Source organism: Halorarum halophilum (assembly GCF_013401515.1).
In the GTDB taxonomy this organism is placed as follows: domain Archaea; phylum Halobacteriota; class Halobacteria; order Halobacteriales; family Haloferacaceae; genus Halorarum; species Halorarum halophilum.
Map to the genome: position 1 here is coordinate 319,374 of NZ_CP058529.1, position 23,431 is coordinate 342,804.

Annotated in this window: 21 protein-coding genes and 1 tRNA gene; 6 read left to right on the forward strand and 16 right to left on the reverse strand. The window is 67.1% G+C overall.

The genetic code is table 11. The features are described 5' to 3' along the window. Position 1: 1 nt before the first annotated feature. Together HUG10_RS01670 and HUG10_RS01675 are read left to right on the forward strand one after the other, a co-directional pair. Positions 2–274, forward strand: coding sequence for a ubiquitin-like small modifier protein 1 (locus HUG10_RS01670; protein WP_179167902.1), 273 nt, complete (start codon positions 2–4; stop codon positions 272–274). Positions 275–359: 85 nt separating this feature from the next. Continuing rightward, a tRNA-Val gene (locus tag HUG10_RS01675) sits at positions 360–434 on the forward strand. 151 nt (positions 435–585) lie between these two features. Here the strand turns inward: HUG10_RS01675 and HUG10_RS01680 are convergent. From HUG10_RS01680 to HUG10_RS01740, 13 genes are all read right to left on the reverse strand, one after another. Further along, the gene (locus tag HUG10_RS01680; protein WP_246310199.1) at positions 586–1,089 is read right to left on the reverse strand and encodes an HVO_2922 family protein; all 504 of its coding nucleotides are present in this window, start codon (positions 1,087–1,089) and stop codon (positions 586–588) included. Positions 1,090–1,286: 197 nt separating this feature from the next. Then, a complete protein-coding gene (locus HUG10_RS01685; RefSeq protein WP_179167904.1) occupies positions 1,287–1,757 on the reverse strand; it encodes a helix-turn-helix transcriptional regulator in 471 nt (156 codons plus the stop codon). Positions 1,758–1,887: 130 nt separating this feature from the next. Next, a complete protein-coding gene (locus HUG10_RS01690) occupies positions 1,888–2,448 on the reverse strand; it encodes a hypothetical protein (RefSeq protein WP_179167905.1) in 561 nt (186 codons plus the stop codon). Between the two features lie 653 nt (positions 2,449–3,101). Next, a complete protein-coding gene (locus HUG10_RS01695) occupies positions 3,102–3,335 on the reverse strand; it encodes a hypothetical protein (protein ID WP_179167906.1) in 234 nt (77 codons plus the stop codon). 369 nt (positions 3,336–3,704) lie between these two features. Next, positions 3,705–4,652, reverse strand: coding sequence for a DMT family transporter (locus tag HUG10_RS01700; protein WP_179167907.1), 948 nt, complete (start codon positions 4,650–4,652; stop codon positions 3,705–3,707). Positions 4,653–4,683: 31 nt separating this feature from the next. Next, positions 4,684–6,240, reverse strand: a complete 1,557-nt coding sequence (locus tag HUG10_RS01705) for an ABC transporter ATP-binding protein (protein ID WP_179167908.1) — start codon at positions 6,238–6,240, stop codon at positions 4,684–4,686. Continuing rightward, positions 6,233–7,501 (reverse strand): ABC transporter ATP-binding protein, encoded by a 1,269-nt coding sequence (locus HUG10_RS01710; RefSeq protein WP_179167909.1) that lies wholly within the window; start codon positions 7,499–7,501, stop codon positions 6,233–6,235. Before HUG10_RS01710 ends, HUG10_RS01705 begins: the two co-directional genes overlap by 8 nt. After that, the gene (locus HUG10_RS01715) at positions 7,498–8,520 is read right to left on the reverse strand and encodes an ABC transporter permease (RefSeq protein ID WP_179167910.1); all 1,023 of its coding nucleotides are present in this window, start codon (positions 8,518–8,520) and stop codon (positions 7,498–7,500) included. The genes HUG10_RS01710 and HUG10_RS01715 overlap by 4 nt, the downstream gene beginning before the upstream one ends. Next, a complete protein-coding gene (locus HUG10_RS01720) occupies positions 8,520–9,512 on the reverse strand; it encodes an ABC transporter permease (RefSeq protein WP_179167911.1) in 993 nt (330 codons plus the stop codon). Before HUG10_RS01720 ends, HUG10_RS01715 begins: the two co-directional genes overlap by 1 nt. A gap of 24 nt (positions 9,513–9,536) precedes the next feature. Then, positions 9,537–11,156, reverse strand: coding sequence for an ABC transporter substrate-binding protein (locus tag HUG10_RS01725; RefSeq protein WP_179167912.1), 1,620 nt, complete (start codon positions 11,154–11,156; stop codon positions 9,537–9,539). Between the two features lie 195 nt (positions 11,157–11,351). Continuing rightward, the gene (locus HUG10_RS01730) at positions 11,352–13,604 is read right to left on the reverse strand and encodes an NADP-dependent malic enzyme (RefSeq protein ID WP_179167913.1); all 2,253 of its coding nucleotides are present in this window, start codon (positions 13,602–13,604) and stop codon (positions 11,352–11,354) included. 44 nt (positions 13,605–13,648) lie between these two features. Continuing rightward, positions 13,649–14,941, reverse strand: coding sequence for a DUF7544 domain-containing protein (locus tag HUG10_RS01735; RefSeq protein WP_179167914.1), 1,293 nt, complete (start codon positions 14,939–14,941; stop codon positions 13,649–13,651). A gap of 99 nt (positions 14,942–15,040) precedes the next feature. After that, positions 15,041–16,135 carry a M24 family metallopeptidase gene (locus tag HUG10_RS01740; RefSeq protein WP_179167915.1) on the reverse strand — a complete coding sequence of 365 codons (1,095 nt, stop codon included), beginning with the start codon at positions 16,133–16,135 and terminating at the stop codon, positions 15,041–15,043. A 130-nt stretch (positions 16,136–16,265) separates the two neighbouring features. Between HUG10_RS01740 and HUG10_RS01745 the strand changes: the two genes are divergently transcribed. Next, complete coding sequence (locus tag HUG10_RS01745) at positions 16,266–17,225, forward strand: succinylglutamate desuccinylase/aspartoacylase family protein (protein WP_179167916.1); 960 nt, start codon at positions 16,266–16,268, stop codon at positions 17,223–17,225. A 67-nt stretch (positions 17,226–17,292) separates the two neighbouring features. Here the strand turns inward: HUG10_RS01745 and HUG10_RS01750 are convergent, their stop codons facing one another. Together HUG10_RS01750 and HUG10_RS01755 are read right to left on the reverse strand one after the other, a co-directional pair. Next, positions 17,293–17,559 (reverse strand): DUF7513 family protein, encoded by a 267-nt coding sequence (locus tag HUG10_RS01750; RefSeq protein ID WP_179167917.1) that lies wholly within the window; start codon positions 17,557–17,559, stop codon positions 17,293–17,295. After that, positions 17,556–19,130, reverse strand: coding sequence for a Na+/H+ antiporter NhaC family protein (locus HUG10_RS01755; RefSeq protein ID WP_179170964.1), 1,575 nt, complete (start codon positions 19,128–19,130; stop codon positions 17,556–17,558). Before HUG10_RS01755 ends, HUG10_RS01750 begins: the two co-directional genes overlap by 4 nt. Positions 19,131–19,308: 178 nt before the next feature. Between HUG10_RS01755 and HUG10_RS01760 the strand changes: the two genes are divergently transcribed. Beyond that, positions 19,309–20,394 carry a pyridoxal-phosphate dependent enzyme gene (locus tag HUG10_RS01760; RefSeq protein WP_179167918.1) on the forward strand — a complete coding sequence of 362 codons (1,086 nt, stop codon included), beginning with the start codon at positions 19,309–19,311 and terminating at the stop codon, positions 20,392–20,394. Positions 20,395–20,397: 3 nt separating this feature from the next. Then, positions 20,398–20,919: an NUDIX domain-containing protein gene (locus tag HUG10_RS01765; RefSeq protein WP_179167919.1), complete on the forward strand. Its 522-nt coding sequence runs from the start codon at positions 20,398–20,400 to the stop codon at positions 20,917–20,919. On the opposite strand, the gene HUG10_RS01770 is transcribed toward HUG10_RS01765, so the two are convergent. Beyond that, positions 20,916–22,217, reverse strand: coding sequence for a tRNA(Ile)(2)-agmatinylcytidine synthase (locus HUG10_RS01770; protein WP_179167920.1), 1,302 nt, complete (start codon positions 22,215–22,217; stop codon positions 20,916–20,918). The two genes, HUG10_RS01765 and HUG10_RS01770, sit on opposite strands and share 4 nt — an antisense overlap. 153 nt (positions 22,218–22,370) lie before the next feature. Here HUG10_RS01770 and HUG10_RS01775 point away from each other — a divergent pair, with 153 nt between their 5' ends. Further along, positions 22,371–23,348 (forward strand): transcriptional regulator, encoded by a 978-nt coding sequence (locus HUG10_RS01775; protein WP_179167921.1) that lies wholly within the window; start codon positions 22,371–22,373, stop codon positions 23,346–23,348. The last annotated feature ends 83 nt before the right edge of the window (positions 23,349–23,431 follow it).

Sequence of the window (23,431 nt, forward strand, 5' to 3'; positions counted from 1 at the left end):
TATGGGATGGAAGCTGTTCGCCGACCTCGCAGAGGCGGCGGGGACGCGCGAACCGGACGTCGGCGTCGGCGACGCGGACACGCTGAGGGAGGCGCTGGACGCCCTCCTCGACGCCCATCCGGCGCTCACCGAGCGCGTCCTCGACGAGGAGGGTGCCCTCCGCGAGCACGTCAACGTCCTCCGAAACGGCGACCCGGTCGGCGATGAGGGTCTCGCTGCGCCAGTCGAGGCCGACGACGACCTCGCGCTGTTTCCGCCGGTCAGCGGCGGATAGTGTGGGACGGCGTGGCGGTCGGGGCGCCGAGTCGAAAGCTTCAATTACGTACCTACGATACTCATGGATGCGAAGGGAACCAGTCGGGTTGGTGGTCTAGTCTGGTTATGACACCTCCTTGACATGGAGGAGACCGGCAGTTCAAATCTGCCCCAACCCACTTTTCGATTCCTCACGACGAGGAGCGGAGCGAGAGTCCGTGGGATCGGACGTGTGGACGGGCGAATTCGAATCGGGGAGCGATTGGGCCGGGCGACCGTGACCCGATTTCCCCCAACCCGTACGGGCTCCTTCTCGGTTCGTCGCGTCCGTCAGTCCGTGGTGTCCTCGGTAACCTCCGCTTCCGGAGCGTTCCGCATCACGCTCCGGAGGCCCTTCCACGCGTTGTGCTTGCGGGTGTACCCTTCGCCGCTGTTCGCGATGACGTTTCCATTGCGATGGCGGAGTCGCCAGCGCCATTCCTCGTTCCGATCACGGAAGAGTTCGAACCGGGCCAGCGACCGGGATGCGTCGGCGGCACCAACGGACGCGGGGAGGGCATCCGCCTCGTCGGGGAGGGCTTCCATGGGGGATGGAGCGAACTCGCCCGCCGAGGTGGGCCATTCCAGTTCGAGTTCCAGAGCCAACTCGTCGTCCTCGGTTTCGAGTTCGATCTCCAGGGAGAGTTCGTCGGGGACGTCGACAGCGACGGCGTCCGCGCCGTCTCCGAACCGAATGGAGCCGGTGAGGATCCCGTCCGCCACGCCGCTCAGGACCGCTGCGATCTCCTCACGGCTGGCCGTGAGTTCGGATTCGTAGTCGTCGTCTCGGGACACACGATGAACAACGGTACAGTCCATGTTAAATAGTCCCACCCATCTCGATTTCTGGAGGCCCAGGGTTCGTGATTCGGTTCCTCCTGGGATTCGATTCGCGAGTTCTTCCGAGCGGCCGTCAGACTGGCTCAGCCCCGCCGGATATGCCGGGAACCGTCACCGTGGTACGGCAGTGATGGAATGTGAGAAGGAATGGGTTAGATTCGCGGGGGGCTCTCGGCGCGGTCGGTCGGGGGGAGCCCGTCCGAGGGGGCGTGTTCGGGGAGACAGACCATGTTCTCCCTGCCGACCTGCACGCGGACGATCCGCCCATCGTCCTCCATCTCCTGCAGGAGCCGGCTGATCGTCGAGTTCGACAGGTTGGTGAACTCGGTGAACTCCTTCTGGGGAAGCGTGCCGCCGTGTTCCTCGATGAGCTGCGGGAATAACTCCTCCGGGCGGACGCCGATCTCCGTGACGAAGTCCCGCCGGCTACACAACTTGCTCGGATCGTAGTCGGCGAGCGTTCCCTCCGGTTCGGTTTCAACCTCGTCGGCCCGGGATTTCGTGCACCCGATGGGTTCGGTCGAGGGCTCCCCAAGCTTGGTCTCCGCATCGATCGGTCCCAGTACGACCTGTCGGAACTTTCTCCAGTACCTCCCGAACGTTAATTCCATCTTATACTTCATTTTCTACCTATCCCCAATGGATATATCCCCTAACTGTTTAGGGGGGGACTCGTGTCGCGGCAGACGACCTCGGATGTGGCCCGTTCTCGCGAGAGCGGAGTCGCCTCGACTCACCCGGTCGAACGTGACCCTACAGACGCTCGCCGTCGACCATCCGGGCGACGAGCACGAACGAGCCGAGCGTGAGCAGCAACGCGCCGGGGAGGACCGCGACGAGGCCAAACGCCTCCAGCGCCTCCACCCCGTCGCCGGTGTAGTACACGCCCTCGTCCGTCACCGTGGGCGGAACGAAACTGCCCATCGAGTAGAGCGCCTGGGCCCCCCAGACGTAGCACCCGGCGGCGAACACACCCCAGCGAACCGGCGGCGGGTCGAGTCGGGGTGCTACCAGCATGGCGACCAACCCGAGCGCCGACACGATCACGGGCGTCAACAGGGCGTTGACGGGGCTCCCCGGTGTCGCGTAGCAGGTCTGGAGGCGACCGTTGCTGATGCCGAACGGGCCGAGCCCGCACGGGCGTAACTCGCCGCCCAGGAGGATGTGGAGGACCGCGTGCAGGCCCTCGTGGACGACTGCCGACGCGAGCAGGCCGGCGAACGCGACCGCGTACGTGAACGACACGCCGTAGAGGAGGTCGGCCCGCGAGGACGTCAGTTCCTCGGCGTCCACGTCAGTTCCCGGGCCGATCACGGCTAGAGCGACCTCCGCCGGGCGGGACCGTGGGGCAGAATGACGGCAGCAGTGCTGGACCGAACGGGACGGGTCACCTCACATCGAGTCGACAGGACGCTCATACGGAGGGTGCGGACGTCCGTACCGGGTCGGTCGAGATCGGAGCCGTCGTTCGGCTCTCGGCGCTCCGGTTCGGACACGATCGGCACACGCCGTTCTTCACGCTATCGACGTACTCCGTTTCGACCCATTGGTAATCGGAACTTATGGCGCTCAGGTCGTTACCGGACGGCGACGGTTGGTGACCACTCGACGTCCGATCCGTGGGGTCCGGACGTGGCTCTCCGACGGGCAGGGTGACTGGAGTACGGAACGTATTCGGTGACGTTCTCGAGTCGACAGCCGTTCACGCAGGTCGTGCTCGCGACCACCACACGGATTCGACCTGTGGGAACGCCCGGACGATATGGTGCCACCTGGCCCCGTCTCCGTTCCCGATCGAACTCCTCGCGGAAAACGATGGGGGGATGGGTCACCCAGCCGATACGGCCGACAGTGTGGAACAGACGTCGCGGAACTCGTCTGGGGTCGCGCGACGACGTCAAAGGGACGGTCGAACCGCTCGATTTCTCTAAAATGGGATAAACGATGAAAGGGGGAGTTCGCCCGGCCTACTTCTCGCCGTAGCCGTGGCCAGCGAGGAGCGCGGCGAAGTTCGCACAGAGCAGGGCGACGAGCAGCGGGACCTCCGCGAGCTTCAGTCCGTCGGCCAGCAGGGGGAGGTACAGAATGGGCAGCCCGATGGCGGAGTAGAACGCGACCGCCCGGAGCGAGGTGATCGGACTGTTGTCTTGGACCGTCTTGGTAAGCCGAACGAACTGCCTGAGTGGAGTGGAGGGCGTCATTATCCCTGTGTCTGATTTACTTATGGGGAAGAGGGGACATATAGCCGACCGAGCGTTCGCAACGTTTCGGACGTTTCACCGGTTGGTACCGATGGGGTACTACGTTTCACGGCGGGTCGAGAGACGGATAGACAGTTCATCGTGGGTGCTAATACTTTTTCGCAAGATATTATTTAGGATTCAATATTCCGCATTTCTGGGGTGTAGGGGGGAAATTTAGGAACTCATTGACCGAGAACTCACCACCTTCGCGATCGGTCTGGTTCCAACCTGACGTGTTGTCCCGGTTTTATGACTGGATTATAATGTCCGTACACGATATCTGCCCCGACCGCCCCACTCTCGTCGGAACTGATCGACGCTCCCACCTCAGGCGGGTTCACCGCGGAACCGCGCGAGTTCCGTCCGTACCGCGTCCCGTTTGAGGAGCAGGAAGCCCGCGAAGACGAACAGGAACCCGAGGCCCGTGGCGGGCGTCGGCGTCTCGGCCAGAAACAGCCACCCCGCGAGCGCGGCGAACCCGGGCGCGACGTAGGAGACGAGGTTGATCTCCACCGGGCCGAGGCGGTCGAGCAGGTCGAAGTACACGAGGAAGCCGAGCGCGGAGGAGACGACCGAGAGGTAGCCCAGCGCGAGGAGGGCGTCGGTCGTCCAGACCACCTCCGCCAGTCGCTCCCCGCTGCCGTAGGCAACCCCGTGCATCAGGAGCGCCCCGCCGAGCATCGACCACGCCTCCATGGACTCGATCGGCATCCCGGCGTCGATGCGCCGCGTGAGAACGGAACCGAGCGCGAACGAGGCCGCGGCGAGGAACACGAGGAACTTGGCGACGACGCCGCCCGCGAGGAGGTTCCCCGGGTCGGGATCGGTCAGGACGACCACGCCCGCGAGCCCCACTCCCAGGCCCGCGACGCCGACGGCGGTGAGCGACTCGCTCGGCAGGAACGCCCGCGCGAACCCGGTCGTGAGCGCCGGCGAGAGCGAGATGATGACGGCCGCCGCGGCGCTCGTCACTGCGGGGTCGGTCTCGCCGACGAACAGGAACACGTGGTAGGCGGCGATGAGCAGCACGGCGCCGACGGCGACGGTCGCCCACTCGTCGCGGCCCCGCGGAATCGGGTCGTCGACGACGATGACGGCGTACGCGAGCATCAGGACGCCCGCCAGGTCGTACCGGACGGCCGCGAATAGGACGGGGGTCTCGAAGAAACCGCCGGGGCCGGTCGGAGTGCCGAGCCCGGCCTTGATCGCCATGAACGCCGAGCCCCAGACGGCCGCGAGCAGCAGGAACAGGAAGAGGGTTCGATACCGGCTCACACCGACGGTTCCCCGCCGGCGTCGGTGAGGTTTACGGTTTCGGCGAGCCGTCGTCGCGGCCGGCGGTGTCGTCGTCCGCCGCGTCGCCGGTTCCGTTCCCCGTCGGCCCGCCGTCCTCGTCGTTCGCCCCCGTGCCGTCGCCGACCTCCGACGACGGTGAGGGGCCACCGTCGACCGATTCGACGGTCTCGGGCGTCTCCTCCGGGGTGGGCCGGTTCATGGCCATCCCGGCCGGCCCGCCGATCTCGGGTTCGGTGATCGGCCCGTCGTCCCCCTCGTCGTCGTCGAGGTGTTCGGCGACGCCCTCGTGGAACAGATGACACGCTGCGGGGTGCTCCCTGTCGGGGAGGACCGGGGACTCCGTCTCGCAGACGGACTCGAAGCGGTCGCGCAGGCGCGCCGCCGCCTCGTCCTCCCGGTCGTTCGCCAGGATCTCGAGGGCGTCCTCGACGGTGTCCATGTTGGCGCCGTCGATGTCCCCCAGGTCGAACTCGTCGCGGACGGCCTGTTTGAACTCCACCGCGCCGGCGTCCGGGTCGTCCATGCGCTCTCGAACCGTGTCGGCGTCGAAGCCGCCCCGTTCGAGACGATCGCGCAGGTCCATCACGTTGCGGTAGTGCGACTGCTCGATCTCCACGCCCGGCGGCGGGATCACCTCCGGACAGCGCGTCCGGAAGCGACAGCCGGAGGGCGGGTCACGGGGCGACGGGACGTCGCCCGACAGCGGGTCGACCCGACGCCCCTGTTCGCTCACGTCCGCGCGCGGGACCGACTCCAGCAGCGCGTTCGTGTAGGGGTGTTTCGCCTCCTCGAAGATGGCGTCCGTCCTCCCGGTCTCGACGACCTCGCCGAGGTACATCACCGCGACGCGGTCGCAGATGTGGCGGACGACCGAGAGGTCGTGCGCGATGAACAGGTACGTGAGCCCGTACTCGTCCTGGAGGTCGTCGAGCAGGTTGAGGATCTGCGCCTGCACCGAGACGTCCAGCGCGGACACCGGCTCGTCGAGCACGATGAACTCGGGGTCGAGCGCGAGCGCGCGTGCGATTCCCACCCGCTGACGCTGGCCGCCGGAGAACTCGTGCGGGTATCGGTCCACCTGGCCCGCAGAGAGTCCGACCCGTTCGAGGAGTTCCATCGACCGGTCCCGACGCCACTCGCGCTTCGAGCGGCCGTCGTCGGGCGACTCCTCGGGCAGGCCGTGGATCGAGAGCCCCTCGGCGATGATCTCCCCGACGGTCATCCGGGGGTCGAGACTCGAGAACGGGTCCTGGAAGACGATCTGTGCGCGCTTCCGGAACTCGCGGAGTTCGCGGCTCGACATGGCCAGCACGTCCTCGCCGTCGAACTCGACGCTGCCCTCGGTCGCCTCGCGGAGGCGCAGCAGGGTCTCGCCGGTGGTCGACTTGCCACACCCGGACTCGCCGACGAGTCCGAGCGTCTCGCCGCGTTCGACGGTGAGGTCGACGCCGTCTACCGCCTTCACGCTCGTCGGCTCGCGGCCGAGGAGCCTGTCGAACAGCGTGTCGTCCTCGTAGTAGTACTTCCGGAGGCCCCGGACGCGGAGCAGCGGGTCCGCCTCAGTCATCGGCGGACACCTCCTCGTCAGCCGCCTCGGTCGACCCTTCGGTCGGGTCCTCCGCCTTGGGGGCGGCAGTGCTGACGGCGTCGAAGTAGTCCGCCGGCAGCGCGTCCGCCTCGTCGAACTCGCGGTCGGCGAGGACGCAGCGCGCGGCGTGTTCCTCGCTTCCCCCTTCGACGTCGTACTCGGGAATTCGGGTGAGACAGTCGTGCATCGCCTTCGGACAGCGGTCCGCGAAGTAGCACCGGTCGCCCATCTCCGCGTCCAGCAGCGAGGGGACGTTCCCCTCGATGGGCTGGAGGCGCGGCGCGGGGTCCTCCAGGTCCGGGATGGACCCGAGTAGCCCCTGCGTGTACGGGTGGACCGGCGTCTCGAACACGTCCGCGAGCGTGCCGCGCTCGACGATCTCGCCGGCGTACATGACCCCGACGCGGCTGCACATCCTGGCGATGACGCCGAGGTCGTGTGTGATGAGCACGACGGACGTGTCCTCCTCCTCCTGCAGGTCGCGCAGCAGGTCGAGGATCTGCGCCTGGATGGTGACGTCGAGCGCGGTCGTCGGTTCGTCGGCGACGAGTACGTCCGGTTCGCCGGCGAGCGCCTGGGCGATCATCGCCCGCTGGAGCATCCCGCCGGAGAACTGGTGGGGGTACTGGTCGGCTCGCTCGGCGGGGTCGGGGATGCCGACCTGTTCGAGCAGTTCTATCGCGCGCGCGCGACTCGCCTCGCTCGTGTAGCTCCGGTTCGGGAGCAGCGCGTCGGACAGGAACCGTGCGAGCCCGTACCCCTGGGTCCGCGACCGGGTGCGCCGCGGGTTCGCGCTGGCGCGTCGCTGGACCTCGACGGCCTCGGCGATCTGCTCGCCGACGGTGATCGACGGGTTGAGCGAGGACATCGGGTCCTGGAACACCATCGAGAACGCCGGGCCGCGGAGCGACCGGCGGATACCCTGTGGGAGCCGTCGGACGTCGACGAACTCGCCGTCGACCGCCTCGGGCTCGCTGTCCTCGAACTCCGCGGCGAGGTCGGCGTCGCGGTACCAGACCTGGCCCTCGGTGACGCGACCGGGGGAGTCGACGAGGTCGACGACCGACAGCGCCGTCACGGACTTGCCGGACCCGGACTCGCCGACGATGCCGAACACTTCGCCGTCACGCACGTCGAAGTCGACCGACTCGACGGCGTTCACCTGCCCCTCCTCGGTGAAGAATCGAGTCGAGAGATCGCGGACGGCAAGTATCACATCGTCATCGGCGACACGACTCATGCACCACCACCTCCCTCTCCCTCGATCCCGGGGTCGAGCGCGTCACGGAGCCAATCACCTAGCAGATTGATACCGATGACTGACAGCATAATCGCGAATCCGGGCATCGTCGCGATCCACCATTGGCCGGAAGAAATGTAGTTCCGGCCTTGGGCGATGTCGAAACCCCAAGACAGCGTCGTCCCGGAGAATCCGAGGAACGACAGCGACGACTCCAGGAGGATGATGGCCGCGATTTGGACTGTCCCGAGCACAATAATCGGTGTGATCGCGTTCGGAAAGACGTGGCCCAGGATGATTCTGCCGTCCCCAGCACCGAGCGCACGGGCGGCTTTGACGTACTCCTGGTCGCGTAGGGAGAGCGCTTCTCCGCGAGCAACCCGGGCGAACCAAACCCAATTCACTAGCCCGACTACGGCGATAACGGTACCGGGGAGGATAAACATCTCCGGCATCCCTGAGACCAGACCGGAAACGACGAACGGGTCCGGAACGGGAACGGCTGCGCGGCCCCAGAGTCCGATCAATGCTATTGCGAGCACTAGCGATGGGAACGCGAGGCTGATGTCCGCAAACCGCATCAGACCGTCGTCAAATTTCCCGCGGTAATAGCCCGCGGCGAGTCCGACCGGGACACCGATGAGCGCTGCGAACATCGTCCCAAGAAGCCCGACCGCTAGAGACGTCCGGGCGCCGTAAACGATCCTGGAGAGCATGTCACGTCCGAGACCGTCGGTACCCAGCGGATGCGCTGAGTCAGCACTGACCGTCTCGTTTACCGTCTTCGTCACAACTTCGCCGTCTTCCATCTCGGATGTAGTCGTTTCCTTGGTCTCGGTGAACCCCAGCGGCGGGAGCTCTGATTGATCAAGTTGCTGAGCGGTCGGATTGTGGGGAGCGATGAACGGAGCGAATACGGCAACAAGCACGACCCCGATGACGAGCACGAGTCCGAGCTTCACGAGCGCGCTCGTACGGAACTCCTTTTTCAGGTTCCGGATGACACGTTTCGAAACCATCAGTCGTACGCCACCCGTGGGTCGAGGTAAGCATATATCATGTCGACTACGATGTTCACCAGGACGAAGCTCGTTCCGATGACGATGAGGCTCCCCTGAAGAACTGGCCAGTCGCGCAGGTTGATACTATGGATTACGAGCGTTCCCAGTCCGGGCCAGGAGAAGACTGCTTCGGTAATAACGGCTCCCCCAATTAGCGTTCCGAGCTGGAGTCCCAGTACCGTGATGACTGGGATGAGTGTGTTTCGCAGCGCATGCTTGTAGCGAACCAGCGTTTCAGGTAGTCCCTTTGCACGTGTTGCCTTTACGTACGGTTTGCTGAGTTCATCAAGCATTCCTGAACGCGTGAGGCGGGTAATCAGCGCCGTGAAGTACGTCCCCAACGCGATCGCGGGGAGCGTGATGTACGAGAGCCAGCTCAGGAGGGTGTCGAGGAACGGTTCGGTACCGACTAGCGACAGTACTACGTCGCCGACATTGACCCCACGACCGCTCGTGTGGAAGATTCCGAACTCGACGGCGAGTACCAGAATCATCATAATCCCCAGCCAGAAGTTCGGAGTGCTGATTCCACCCAAGGAGAACAGCGTCGCGCCGTAATCGATCGGCTGATTCCGTCGAGTAGCGCTGAGCACGCCCAGTGGAATCGACAGTATGATCGCTACCACTGTGGCGGCGACAGCCAGTTCTACCGTCGCGGGCACCTTCGAGAACACTAGAGACGTGACAGCTTGGCCTCTGATATACGAGAACCCCATATCGCCCTGAAGTAGGTCGAAGATGTACTGACCGTACTGGACGTATAGCGGTTGATCGAGGCCAAGTTCGGCAGCGATGGCTCGCCTCGTCTCTTGATCAGCGTCGAGTGGGGCGACCGCGTTGATCGCGCTGCCTGGAGTGACAAACCGCAACGCGAACACAACGGTGACGACCCCCCAGACGACGCCAACTCCCTGGAGTACTCTCTTGATTGCGAACTGCCCGAATGACATTAATGACTAGTCCTCCATTTTGGGTTACTTACTGGAGACCGTGTCGACGTCGATGAACTCGTCGTTCCGGGGCTGCCACTCGATTCCGTTCGAGACCCCGTAAACGCTGAACTGCTGGTGCATGAACACCCACGGTGCGAGGTCGTGGAGAAGCTGATTAGCCTCTCGAAGGATCGCTTCCCGCTTCTCCAAGTCGGACTCGTTCTGAGCCTCTTCCATGAGCGCATCGACTTCGTCGTTCTCGAGGACCGTCAGCGCGCCGTTAGAGGCCAGCAGGGGAATGATTGTCTGTGAGGCGTCGAACTCCCCATTGCCCCAGCCGAGAAGGTTGAAGTGTGGCTTATCCTCGATGTTACCCGTCGTTATGTCCTGCACCAACGAGGAAAACTCCCGCTGTTCGAGTTCACAGGAGACGTTCGACAACGAATCAATCTGGCTGGCCGCAGCTTGTGCAATCTCGACGTCCTTCAGATATCGCCCAATCGGTGTCTGGAGCGTGATCTCGACACCGGCGTGACCGGACTCCTCGACTAGTCGTTCGGCCTCATCGGGGTCGTAGGGGTACGGATCGACATCGGGATTGTAGCCTGTGAACGCCTCGAGCGTCGGCTGACCGGTGATCGAACCGAATCCGTTGAGAACGTTCTCGATAATCCCCTCGACGTCGACGGCGTAGTTCATTGCCTGCCGGAACTGCTGGCTCGAGAACGGCTCAACGTCGTAGCGCATCTGGAGGAAGATAACTCGCGTACTCGGCACCGCGTTAATCGACGCGACGTCGGACCCTTCGACCCGAGAGACTTCCTGTGGCGGTACATTGGTGACGATGTCAGACTCCTCGGCGAGTAATCGGTTGACGCGGGTGCTGGACTCGCCGGATGCACTGAGTGTTACCTCGTCAACTTCGGCTTTCTCACCCCAGTAGTCCTCGTACGTTTCGAAGGTAACCTGGTTGCCGGAATCGTAGTTCGAGAGTTGGAATGGCCCAGTACCGTTCGTGTTCCGGTTGATGAAATCCGAGTCGTTCTCTTCGATCCAGGACTGTTGCATGATTTCCCCGTTCGTGGCGAACAACTGGAAGACGATCGGATTGAGGCCGTCGAAGATAACGGTAACCTCCCCGTCTCCAGCCTCGACCTCACTTACGGCGCCGAGGTCGTTTGCCTGGGGGCTAGAAATATCGACATCCTCGAAGACGATCCGACGGATGCTGTATGCGACGTCTTCGGCGGTGAGCGAATCACCGCTATGGAAGGTTACGTTGTCACGGAGGGTGAATCGGGCAACCCCTGGCTCAACGCGCTCCCAGTCCGTCGCGAGGCTCTCGATGATACCGCCCTCCTTGTCGCGGTCCATCAACCCTTCGTAGGCCTGGCCCACGATGATTTCTGTGTTCGTCTCGGCGTGGTCCTGGGGATCGAGTCCAGAGTCCATCTGGCCCATCGTGACCCCGACAGAGAACGTTCCTTCCGCATCGCCCCCGTTGCCAGCGCCGTTCCCGCTGCTGTCTCCGGTCGTATCACTTTGTTCCTCTGTCTGGTCCGGCTGGTCCGAATCGCTCGAACACCCTGCGAGCGCAACAGCGGCCGTCGCCGATCCTGCAGTCCGAAGGAACCGTCGCCTCGTTGTGTCGTCGTTGGACATGAGAGGGAGGTAGACTGACGGTAACTTATATATATGGGTTGGACGCTACGAATTCTATAAATAAATTGACTGAACGGTATAGTGGAGAATCTTGAGAATCATGATCGCGTCGAGAATTCCGATTCTCTGGACACCAGGCCGACGGGAAATCCGTTTTGATTGTCCCCCGATGCCACGCTCACTCCATCGTCGGTGCTACTCTCCCTGCGCGTCGACGACCGCCACGCCGGCCAGGTTGACGATGTCCTTCACCTCGTCGCCCCGCTGCAGGACGTGCACGGGTTCGCCCATACCGACGAGCATCGGGCCGATGGCCTCGGCGCCGCCGAGGCGCTGGAGCAGTTTGTAGCCGATGTTCCCTGCCTCGAGGTTCGGGAACACGAGGACGTTCGCGGGGCCGTCGAGGTCCGCGAAGTCGTAGGTGTCCTCGAGGATGTCCTCGACGACGGCCGTGTCGGCCTGCATCTCGCCGTCGACCGGGAAGTCGACCTCCGCGTCGTTGTGCAGGAGTTCGACCGCCCTCCGGGGTTTGGCCGTCCCCTCGTTGTCGACGGAGCCGAAGTTCGAGTACGACAGCATCGCCGCGCGGGGTTCGATGTTGAAGCTCCGGGCCAGTTCCGCGGTGTGTTTCGTCACCTCGGCGAGCACCTCCTCGTCCGGCGCCTGGTTGACCGTCGTGTCCGCACAGAACACGACCCGGTTCTTGAACGTCAGCATGTAGACGCCGGCGACGTAGTCGGCGTCCTCGGCGGTGCCGATGACCTGGAGCGGCGGGCGGAGCGCGCTCGGGTAGTGGTGGGTCAGGCCAGTGAGGAGCGCGTCAGCGTCGCTCTCCTCGACCATGACGCTCCCGAAGTAGTTCGTGTCCCGCCTGACCAGTTCGCCAGCCTCGGACCGGGTGATCCCCTTGCGCTTGCGCAGGTCGTGGAGCCGGTCGGCGTACTCGTCGGCCTTCCCGTCCTCGTCGGGGTCGACGACGTCGGGCGTGAACGCGAGTCCGAGTTCCTGGGCGGTGGCGTCGATCGTCTCGCGGTCGCCGAGCAGCAGCGGTTCGGCGATCCCCTGCTCCTTCATCTGGTAGGCCGCCCGGATCATCTTCTCGTCGGTCCCCTCCGCGAGCGCGACGCGCTTGGGCTCCGAGCGCGCCTTGTTCAGCACGACGCGCATCATCTCGCGGCTCTTACCGAGGCGGGCCTCGAGTCGTTCCGCGTACTCCTGCCCCTCGAGTTCGCTGCGGGCGACGCCCGAGTCCATGGCGGCCTCCGCGACGGCCGGCGCGACCTCGAACAGCACCCGGGGGTCGAGCGGCTTCGGGATGACGTAGTCCGGGCCGAACTGCAGCGGTTCGTCGCCGTACGCCTTCACGACGGCGTCCGGGACGTCCTGGCGGGCGAGGTCGGCGAGCGCCTCCGCCGCGGCGCGTTTCATGTCCTCGTTGATGTCGGTCGCCCGGACGTCCAGCGCGCCCCGGAAGATGAACGGGAAGCCGAGGACGTTGTTGACCTGGTTCGGGTAGTCGGAGCGCCCGGTCGCCATGATGACCGTGTCGTCGCGGGCGGCCTTCGCCTCCTCGTAGCCGATCTCCGGGTCGGGGTTCGCCATCGCGAAGATGATCGGGTCCGCGGCCATCGAGCGCACCATGTCCTGGTCCACGATGCCGCCAGCCGACAGGCCGACGAACACGTCGGCCCCCTCCATCGCGTCGGCGAGGCTCCCGCCGGGCACGTCGCGGGCGAACTCGCGCTTGAACTCGTTCACATCGTCCGCGCGTGCCTCGGTGATGATCCCGGAGGAGTCACACATCACCATGTTCTCCGGGTCCGCGCCGAGCGAGATGTAGAACCGGGCCGTGGCGATCGCCGAGGCGCCGGCGCCGGAGAAGACGATGTTCAGCTCCGAGAGCTCCTTGTCCGCGATCTCGACCGCGTTGATGAGCGCGGCCCCCGAGATGATGGCGGTGCCGTGCTGGTCGTCGTGGAACACGGGCACGTCCATCTCCTCGCGCAGGCGCGACTCGATCTCGAAGCACTCGGGCGCCTTGATGTCCTCGAGGTTGATGCCGCCGAACGTCGGCTCCATCGCGGACACCGTTCGGATGATGTCCTCCGGGTCCTGCTGGTCCAGTTCGATGTCGAACACGTCGATGTCGGCGAACCGCTTGAAGAGGACGCCCTTGCCCTCCATCACGGGCTTGGACGCCTGCGCGCCGATGTCTCCGAGGCCCAGCACCGCCGAGCCGTTCGAGACGACGCCCACGAGGTTCCCCTTCGCGGTGTACTCGTAGGCCGCCTCGGGGTTCTCGGCGATGTCGAGACACGGGGCGGCGACGCCCGGCGAGTAAGCCAGCGAGAGGTCGCGCTGCGTGTTCGTCGGCTTCGTGGTCGAGATCTCGATCTTCCCCGGCGGCTCCTCGCGATGGTACTCCCGCGCGTCGTCGTCTAATCCCATGGTCTGGGGTCCGCAGCACCGATGAAAAAGCTACCGAGCAAACATCAGTGCACGGGCGCCGTTCCGCTATCCCGCACGCCCCCAGTTCCGTCGTCGTCGGTGTCGTCGTCGACCAGGTTCTCGGCCGGGACGAACTCGTCGAAGCCGTCACCGCCGCTCGCGTCGCCGCCCGACCGGTCACCGTGACCGCCGACGCCCCCGCCTCCGGTGCCGCCGCCGGGGGCGTCGGTGGCGTTCCCGCCGTCGCCGTCGTCCTCTCTGTAGGGGCCGAGCGTATCGTACCGGGAGTCGAACCCGGCGAGCGACGCCAGCTGGTACGTCCGGAGGTACGTCTGCGTCAACACGTTCAGCGGCAGGAAGACGAACACGAAGTACAGCGGGAGTCCGACCGCGAGGCCAGCAACCACGCCCACGCCGACGCCGAGGTTCGTCGCCACGGTCCCGCCCACGATGGCGCCAGCGGCGAGGCCGACCGCGACAGCGACGATCCCCACCGGAATCAGTCCGACCAGCGTGAGGAGGCCGGTGACGAGGGAGACGCCGATGCCGACCAGCAGGTGCATGAGGAGGTACACCACAGTCTGGGTCTTCTCGCTCGCGACCAGCGACCAGACCCGCGACCAGCCGGCCAGGACGCCCGAATCGTCGACCCACATCACGGGGACGACGAACTGCGTCGTGAGGCCCATCACGACCGCGAACAGCAACACCCAGAGGATGAACAGCACCACTGCTCCGACGATCAGGGGGACGTTGAGGTTCGACGACGGACCGGCCTCGGCGTAGAAGAACGCGGCTGCACCGACGGCGACGATGGGTATCGCGAACACGACGGACACGGCGATCTGGAAGACGAGCAGCCGAATCCCCTTCCAGAAGTTGCGCTTGAACGGTCCGCGGACCCGGACGTCGTCGGTCGCGATGGCCTCGACGAAGACGAACTGGAGGACGGGTGTCGCGATGGTGAACAGCAGCACGAGCAGCAAGAGCGCCGCGACGGCGAGGAGTCCGACGAAGCCGAGCGCGAACGGGAGTCCACCGGGACCGGGCGGACCGACCTGTGCGAGCGTTCCCAACGCCGGCGATCCCCCATCGCCGAACAGCGGGGCCAGGGCGAACGACCCTCCGCTCGATCGGCCAGGCCCGCCGCCTGAGCCGGTGTACTGGCCGGCCGAGTTCGCGAACTGGAAGGTGTTCTGCACTCCCGCGCCCCCGCCGCCGCCGATGAACAGCGTGATGAGGGCGAGCCGGGCCCAGCGCCCGAGCGAGAACGGGAACAGGAACGCCTTCGTGGCGTCCAACGCGTCGTCGATGGCGTCAACTGCGTACCACGACATGGTCGTGAACCCTCGCCAACAGACCATGAAGCTTGTCACCGACGTCTCGGCGATTCGCGGGCGATCCCTGGGCAGCGACCGGGTTCGTGACTTCGGCCGTCAGGGGTTCATGATCGCCGGTCGCTCGATCGAGAGCCCGCCGACCTCGACGGTGTCGGTCGGCCACTGTCCCGTCGCGGTCAGCACCTCGACGCCGTCGTCGGTCACCAGCGCCGTGTCCTCGCTCTTCGCCCCCTGGACCGTCGGGTTCCAGGCGTACGCCGCGTTCGGGACCACCGGCGCGTCGCTCCCGGGGGTGCCGAACCACTCCCGGCCCGCGTAGCCGGTCGCGCCACCCTGGTGGTGGTGGCGCCACTCGCCCTCGTACCCCTCGGCCGCGTAGGCGTCCCGGATCTCCGCGAACACATCGCCGGCGGTACCGTCCTCCCGGGCGGCCTCCCGCGTCGCGGCGAGCGCACGAGTCTCGACGCGCTGTGCGGCCGCGTGACGCTCGGTCAGCCACTCCGGCGGGTCGAAGGCGACGGTCCTCGTCAGCGAGGCGTGGAGACCCCCGCGGCGGGCGGTGACGATGACGACCGCGTACTCCCCGAGCGCCGCGTCGGTCGGCGTCGGGTGGCGGTACTCCTGCGCCCGCTCCCCGCCGCCGACGAGGACGACGGGTGCGTCGATGTTCCGCGACGCGAGCGAGATGCGGAGCCCCGCCGCCACCTCGTGTTCGGTGTCGCCCGGTTCCAGTTCCCGGCAGACCGTCTCGAGCGCCAGCGCGGCCTCCTGCCCGAGGGCGCGGTACCGGCGAACGTCGTCCTCGGCGAGTCGAAGCCGCAGGCGCGTCGGGTCCACGGGGTCCAGTCCGGGCACGTCGAAGTCGGCGGCGGCGGGCGTCGGCGAGCGCGCGGCGACGGACTCGGACAGCTCCGCCTCGTACCAGTCGTCGGCCGCGACGCTCATCGAGAGCTCCGCCGGGAGTTCCTCCGCGGCGAGCCGCGCCGCCTCGATGTTGTTCGTCACGACGGCCCACTCGCCGTCGCCGAGGTAGCCGATCGCCGCGTCGCCCACGTCGGCGGCGGCGTTCACCCAGTTCTTCCCCCCGGTCGCCCACGCGAACGCGTTCGGGCGCGCGAACCACACTGCCTCGTATCCCTCCGCCGCGAGGAACCGTTCCAGTCGTTCCTCGCGGTCGTCGATGTCTACCATCGCGCACACCTGGTGTCGGCGTCGGCTTGAATCCCGGCGGTCGCGGCGGACGCCGCTCGGGGCGGCCAGCGGGCGGCAAACCGCACGCGGACCGAACCCCTAAAGGCGGGCGGGCGTGACGAGCGCAGTAATGGCTACCACGCTCGGGACCGCGAGCGCGGCCCCCGGCGAGTTCGACACGGGGCGGCTCGAGGTCGGCGAGACCCGGGACGGGACGACGGTCGGACTCCCGGTCGCGGTGCTCAACGGCGCCGGGGAGGGGAAGACGCTCTACGTGCAGGCTGTCAGCGACGGGGACGAACTGAACGGACTCGGCGTTATCAACCGGTTCGTCCCGCAGGTCGACCCGGCCGAACTGACGGGCGAGATCCTCGTCGTCGGCATCGTGAACTACCACGCGTTCCAGGTCGCCGAGCACCGGAACCCCATCGACGACACGAAGATGAACCGGGCGTACCCCGGCGACGCGAACGGCACCTCCTCCGAGCGCATCGCCGCCGCGACGTTCAACGCGGCCAAGCGGGCGGACCTCATCGTCGACCTCCACCAGGGGTCGACCAGCCGGATGATCGACGAGGTCCGGGTACGCTGCGGCCCGCGTCACGGGGTCCACCGCGACTGTCTCGAACTCGCGAAGGCGTTCGGCGTCGGGTACGTTCTCGACCAGAAGGGCCCCGACGGCCAGCTCGCCCGCGTCGGCCCCGACGAGGGCATCCCGACGATCGATCCGGAGCTCGGCGGTGCGGTCGGCTGGGACGAGGGAAGCATCGAACTCGGCGTGGAGGGGCTGTTCCGCGTCCTGCGCTTCTACGGTTTCCTCGACGGCGACGTCGGCCTCTCGAAGCAGACGCGCGCCAGCGGCTTCGACCAGTACGGCTCCCCGTCGGGCGGGCTGGTGCGATTTCGGAAGGACCTCGGCGACCGCGTCGCGGTCGGCGACACCCTGTTCGAGGTGACCGACCCGTTCGGGACCCTGAAGGGTCGCGTGACCGCCGACGCGGACGGGATCTTCTGGCGGACGCGCCGCCTCCCGCAGGTCGCGACCGGCGAGTACGTCTGCTCGGTCGGCACCGACGTCGACGAGTTCTAGGGGCGCCGTTCTCGGGCCCTCCCCGCCCGGTCGTCGTGTTCGGAAAATTCCTCGTGATCCCCGTGACTCAGAACGCGCCGCCGCCGAGTTCCTCGAGGAGGGTCGCGGTCCCGACGTGGTCGTTCTCGTCGAACTCCTCGATCCGGAGACGGATCTTCGTGTCGACGAGATCGGGCGTCACGGCGTCCAGGCGGATGATCGTGTCGCCGATCCGGACGATGCCGGCGCCGTTCTCGTAGCCGGTGACGAACGCCGTGATCTCCTCGCCCGCACTGTACGTCGGCTTGTTCGTCCGGAACGACCACCCCTCGAGGAAGGCACTCAGGCGGCTCATACGCGGGCCACCTCCCCGGACTCGCGGTCGGTGATGTACTCGAGGCCGAACCCGGTCAGCGCCGAGAGCAGGAAGACCGCGAAGAGCAGCCACCCGTGGAAGACGAAGGGCCACACCTCCGCCGGGTTGACGAGCATCGCCTGGGTGAACCAGTCGTACTGGTCCGGGAGCCCCGTCATCGCGGCGTAGCCGGCGAGGACGCCACCGCCCCACGGGAAGATGTACCCGAGCGCGGCGGTGTTGGCGTCGAGGATGTTCGCCCGTCGATAGCCGTTGATGTTGAACCGCTGGCCGATCCTGGCGACGTAGGGCGCGATCGCGATCTCGGCGGCGGTGTTGATCGTGATCATGGCGTTCACTGACGCCGTGCCGAGCACCATCGTCGTCTCGGCCCGGCGGACGTTGGTCGCCACCCTGGCGAGCAGCCACTCCTGAATCGCATCGAACCCGCCGCCGCGGATCATGATCTGTGCGCCCGCGACGATAAGCAGGGTGAGGACGATCAGCGGGAAGAAGCTCAACGCCCCCTCGTAGAGGCTACCGCTGACGGCCGCCTCGTCGGGGACCACCAGCTGGACGAACGGCAGGAACGCCAGCGACTGCGCGAGCTCCGAGTTCTCCGGCGCCCGGAAGACGATCATGTCGCTCACCGCTGCCAGCCCGAAGACGACGTTGAGGACGAACGTCGTGATGATCCCCCAGGAGATCGCCTCGACGATGTGGCGGCCACTGATCGCGGTGACGATGACGACGCCGATCCCCAGCAGGTGGACGAGTCCGAGCGGGTTGCTGTTCTGGACCAGGATGTCCTGGCCCTGACTGACGTCGAACGGGCTCCCCATCATGTGACCGGCCACGACGTAGGCCGCGAGGGCGAACACGGCCGCGACGCTCGCGTACTTGAACCGGGAGGCTACGACGCCCCCAATGTCGGAGTCCTGGGTGACGGCGCTGACGATGGTCGTGTCGCTCACCGGCGCGAGGTTGTCGCCGAAGACCGCCCCCGAGAGGATCGCCCCGAACAGGAGGACCGGGTTCGCCCCGATGAGAACCCCCGTGGGGAAGAAGAGGGTCGTGAAGGCGATGGTCGTCCCGTAGCCGGTCCCGATACCGGTCGCGAGCAGGGCGGCGAGGAGGAACGTGGCCGCCGGAAACAGGTCCGCGCCGATGCTGAGGGCGTCCGCGGCCCAGACGAGGCCGCTCACGAACCCGCCGGCCCGGAGGGTGTCGGCGAACATCCCGGCCCACAGCCAGGCGACGATCGCCGTCGCGGCGACCCGCCGGGTCATCCCCTCGAAGATCGTGTTCGCGTACCGCTTCCAGTCGCCCTTCACGAAGAACATCCCGACGATGAGCGCGAAGAGCATCCCGGAGACGAGACCGGTCGTATCGCCGATCTTGAGGACCCCGCTCTGGACGACTGCCCACACCACGAAGAGCGCGAGCGGCAGTGCGCTCATTCGCTTCCCGCCGTAGAACTCGATTCGCGGTTTCTGCCGGTCCTCCTCGGCCCGCGTCAGTTCCTCGTCGATACTCTCGTCCTCGTCACGGTCGTCGCGTCCTACTCCCATGATTCGGCGTTGCATTCGATGTATTCCACCGATGCTATAACAATTATGTCTGTATTGGAGAAACTATTCCGAGGCGAAGCGTGTCGTCGTCACGGGAAGGGGTCCCGTCTCCCGGTGGGAATCCGCACCGTTTAGGCCGAGGAGTGAGTCGATGAACGCATCCGGTCTCATCACTAGTATGACCACTCCGCCGCTCCGCTGTCCCGACTGTGGAACCGAGTACGCGGACCGCTGGCGTTGCGAGTGTGGCCACCCGCTGGAGTACGCCGAGCGACCGCTCCCGGACTCTCCCGCGCCCGACCCGGCCGAATTCGACGCGCGGGACGGCCTGTGGTCGTTCGCGGAGTTCGTCCCCGAGTCGCCGAAGGCGACGCTCGGCGAGGGGATGACGCCGCTCGTCGAGGCGTCCGAGTGGGACGCGGAGTTCAAACTCGAGTACGTCTTCCCGACGGGGTCGTTCAAGGACCGCGGCGCCACGGTCACCGTCTCGCGCGCGGCCGACCTCGGCGTCGGGAAGGTGGTCGAGGACTCGTCGGGGAACGCCGGCGCCGCCGTCGCGACGTATGCCGCGCGGGCCGGTATCGACGCCGACATCTACGTTCCAGCCTCCGTGAAGGACGCGAAACTCCGCGCCATCCGCCGGGCCGGGGCGACCCCGGTGACCGTCGAGGGGCCGCGACGGGCGACGACGGACGTCTGTATCGAGGCCGTCCGGGACGGTGACGGCTGGTACGCGAGCCATGCGTGGAATCCTGCGTTCTTCGCGGGCACGGCGACGTTCGCCTACGAGACCGCGCTCCAGCGCGACTGGACGGTCCCGGACGCCGTCGTTCTGCCACTCGGACACGGCACGCTGTTCCTCGGCGCCTACCGGGGGTTTCGCGCGCTGGAGGAGGCGGGCTGGACCGACTCGGTGCCGCGGCTCCTCGGCGCGCAGGCGGCCGGCTACGCGCCCATCGCTGCCGAACTCCACGGCGACGACGCGGTCGACGGGGACAACGACGCGGCCGACGGGATCCAGATCGACGAGCCGGTCCGGCGGGCCGAGATCCTCGACGCGATCGCCGACACCGACGGCGACGCGATCGCGCTGGAGTCCGCCCCGGTCGAGCGGGAACTCGACCGCCTGCACGCCGCCGGCTTCTACACCGAACCCACGTCCGCGGTCGCGCCAGCGGCGCTACTCGAGTACCGGGAGCGGGGGGTTCTCGCCCCGGACGACGACGTGGTCGTGCCGCTGACCGGGAGCGGGCTGAAGAACTGATTGATGATCACGGTACCCGGAACCCACTGTCCGCTGTGTGGCGCCGAACTCGGTCGCGCCGAGGTCGAGGGTCGCGACCGCCGGTACTGCCCGGACTGCGACCGCATCGTCTGGCAGAACAGCCGGCCCGTCGCGGGGATCGCCGTCGTCGACGCCGACCGAGTGCTACTGGTCGAGCGCGCGACGGAGCCCGATTTCGGAACGTGGGGGATCCCCGGCGGGAACATCGAGTACGACGAACCGCCCGACGTCGGCGCGGCCCGCGAACTGGAGGAGGAGACCGGCGTCGGGGTCGACCCCGACGACCTCGAACTGTTCCGCACTGACCACGTCGCTCGCGGTGGGAGGGGACTCGTCGCGGTGCGGTACGTCGTCGCCCGCGCGGACACGACCGGCGAACCAGCCGCCCGCCAGGAGGTGAGCGACGCCCGGTTCGCCGCGCCCGAGTGGTTCGCCGGAACCGAGGCCGGAGTCGCCCCGATCGACCGGAACGCGGTCCGGGACGCGAGCGGCCGGTTCGACTAGCGCTCGGGGTGGGTCGGCGCGTCGAACCCGCCCCGGACGAGCGGCTTCGCGACGTGGCGGCGCGCGGTCGGGGGCACCTCGTACCACCCGCGTTCGAGGCTCCTGTCCAGCTCCCGCTCCACCTTCCCGGGTTCGGCCGTGTCGCAGCGGCGGCAGCGGTACCCCTGGTCCGCACCGGCCGACTCCATCGAACGACCGCACCCAGGGCAGGCCGGCACGACGAGTTCGGTCTCGACGAGCGATCGAACGGCGAACTTCTCGAGCTTCATCGTCCCCCGGTCGACCTCCCCGCAGGCCGTGATCCGGTCACCGGTCCGGAGGGCCCGAACGCGGTCCCGGAACCGGCCGGTGGGCGCGAAGGCGACGCAGTCCAGTTCGCGGTCGCCGTCGCCGAGCGCGAGGAAGACGTGGCCGCCCTGTCTGGTCTCGGGCTCCGTGACGACCTGGCCGGTCACGCGGTAGCCGGCACCGTCGCGCAATTCGGCCAGCACGGCGTCCGCGAGGTGGGCGTCGGTGCCCTGGTTGGTGTGGAAGAGCGCGGTCCGATCGACGGGTTCCGAGTCGATGTGCTCCGCGACGCGTCGGACCGCGTCCCTGTCGTCGCCCCGGACGCCGTGGAGGATGGGTCCGGGCGCGTTCGGCACGCAGACCGCCTGGCCCGTCCCTCGATCCACGGTGTCCCAGGCGCCGGGGTACTCGGCGTCGGCGGCGGCGAACACCGACGCCTCGTCGATGTCGCGCGGCGTGCCGCACCGGTCGAACTCGCGGTAGCTGATCAGCTCGTAGGTCGGGTCGGCGTCGTCGCGCGTCCAGGCGCACCACGCGCCGACCGCCGCGAGCGCCCCGATCCGCCCGCGTCCCGGCGCCCCGTCCTCGGTCTCGGCACCCCAGCCGGCATGCCGGAAGCCGGCGTCGTCTGCGAGACGGAGCGCGTCGTCGAGCGAGTGGAACTCGCGGACCGCCTCGGCTGCGAAGTCGGCGACGGCGTCCGGAACTGCGTTCGGGTCCGCGTCGGCGACGACGAGCCCGGGGCTGGTCCGGGCGTCGTCGCCGACGGCGTACTCCGCGACGAGGTCGGCGGCGACGTCGAAGGACCGGTCGGCGTCGAGGTCGGTGTGAACCGCGAGCGCGGCGTTGCCGCGTGTCTTGTGTTCGACGGCGGGGTTCAGTCGGACCAGTACGTGGCGGTCTACCGTCCCGCCGGCGTCCGCGACGGCTTCGGCGACGAGCGCGGCGAGGTACGTGCTGCACATCCCCGCCGTGCGGGAGTCAGTATCGTCGAGGCCGATGACCGTCACGGGCGAGGGGACGTGGCGGTCGGAAATGTGGCTTTCGCGTCGACCGCTCGTATATAGGCGTGTCGTATCCCGAATCGGGAACACCAGAGGGCGTCGGGGGGAGTCTGCCACCCGGCGCAACCCATATATGCATGCGTTCGCTTACCTTCTATCATGTCCCGGACGGCGCTGGTCGGGAACGTGACCGCGATGCTCGACGACGCGGGCTTCCTCGTCAGCGACCGCTGTGCCGTTCGACCGAAGAGCTTCGACCTCGCCGCGCGGCGCGGCGAGGATCTGCTGCTGTTGAAGGTGCTCGGCAACGTCGACGCCTTCGACGGGCCGACCGGCGCGGAGATGCGCCGGCTCGGCCACTACCTGTCGGGCACGCCGCTGGTGGTCGGCCTGCGGACCCGCGACGAAGACATCAAGCCCGGCGTGGTGTACTTCCGTCACGGCGTCCCCGCAATCCACCCCGACACGCTGTACGACCTGCTCGTCGAGGAGGCGCCGCCGCTCATCTACGCGGCGCCGGGCGGGCTGTACGTCAACATCGACGGCGACCTCGTGGCCGACGAGCGGCAGGAGCGCGGCTGGAGCCTCGGCCAGCTGGCGGACGAACTCGGCGTCTCCCGCCGCACGGTCGCGAAGTACGAGGACGGGATGAACGCCTCCGTCGAGGTGGCCGTCCAGCTCGAGGACCTGTTCGACCGCCCGTTCTCGGACCCGGTTCGGGTGCTCGAGGGCGCAGAGGAGGTCAGGGAGGCTGAGCCGACGCCGGAGCCGCCGCAGGCGGACCCCGACGACGAGCACGTCCACGCGGTGCTCTCCCGGGCGGGGTTCCTCGTCCACCCGACCCAGCGGGCGCCGTTCAAGGCCGTGAGCGAGGACACCGACGACACGGACGTGGCGTTCACGCTCCTCACCGGCCACTCGTCGTTCACCAAGACGGCGGCCAAGCGCGCGAAGCTGATGGCCTCGCTCGGCAGGGTCACCCGAACTCGCGCCGTCTACTTCACCGAGGAGCGCTCGAAGCGGGAATCGCTCGACGGCACCGCTATCGTCTCGGTCGACGAACTCGCGGAGACCGACGACCCCGCGCGGGTCCGCGAGCTCATCCGCGAACGCTCGGACGAACCACAGGAAGCCTGACGACTACGGCCGCGGGGTCTGACCGCTCACGACGTTCCTTCCGTCACCGTTCCTCGTCAATCGGTCGCACGGCGACCCGACGT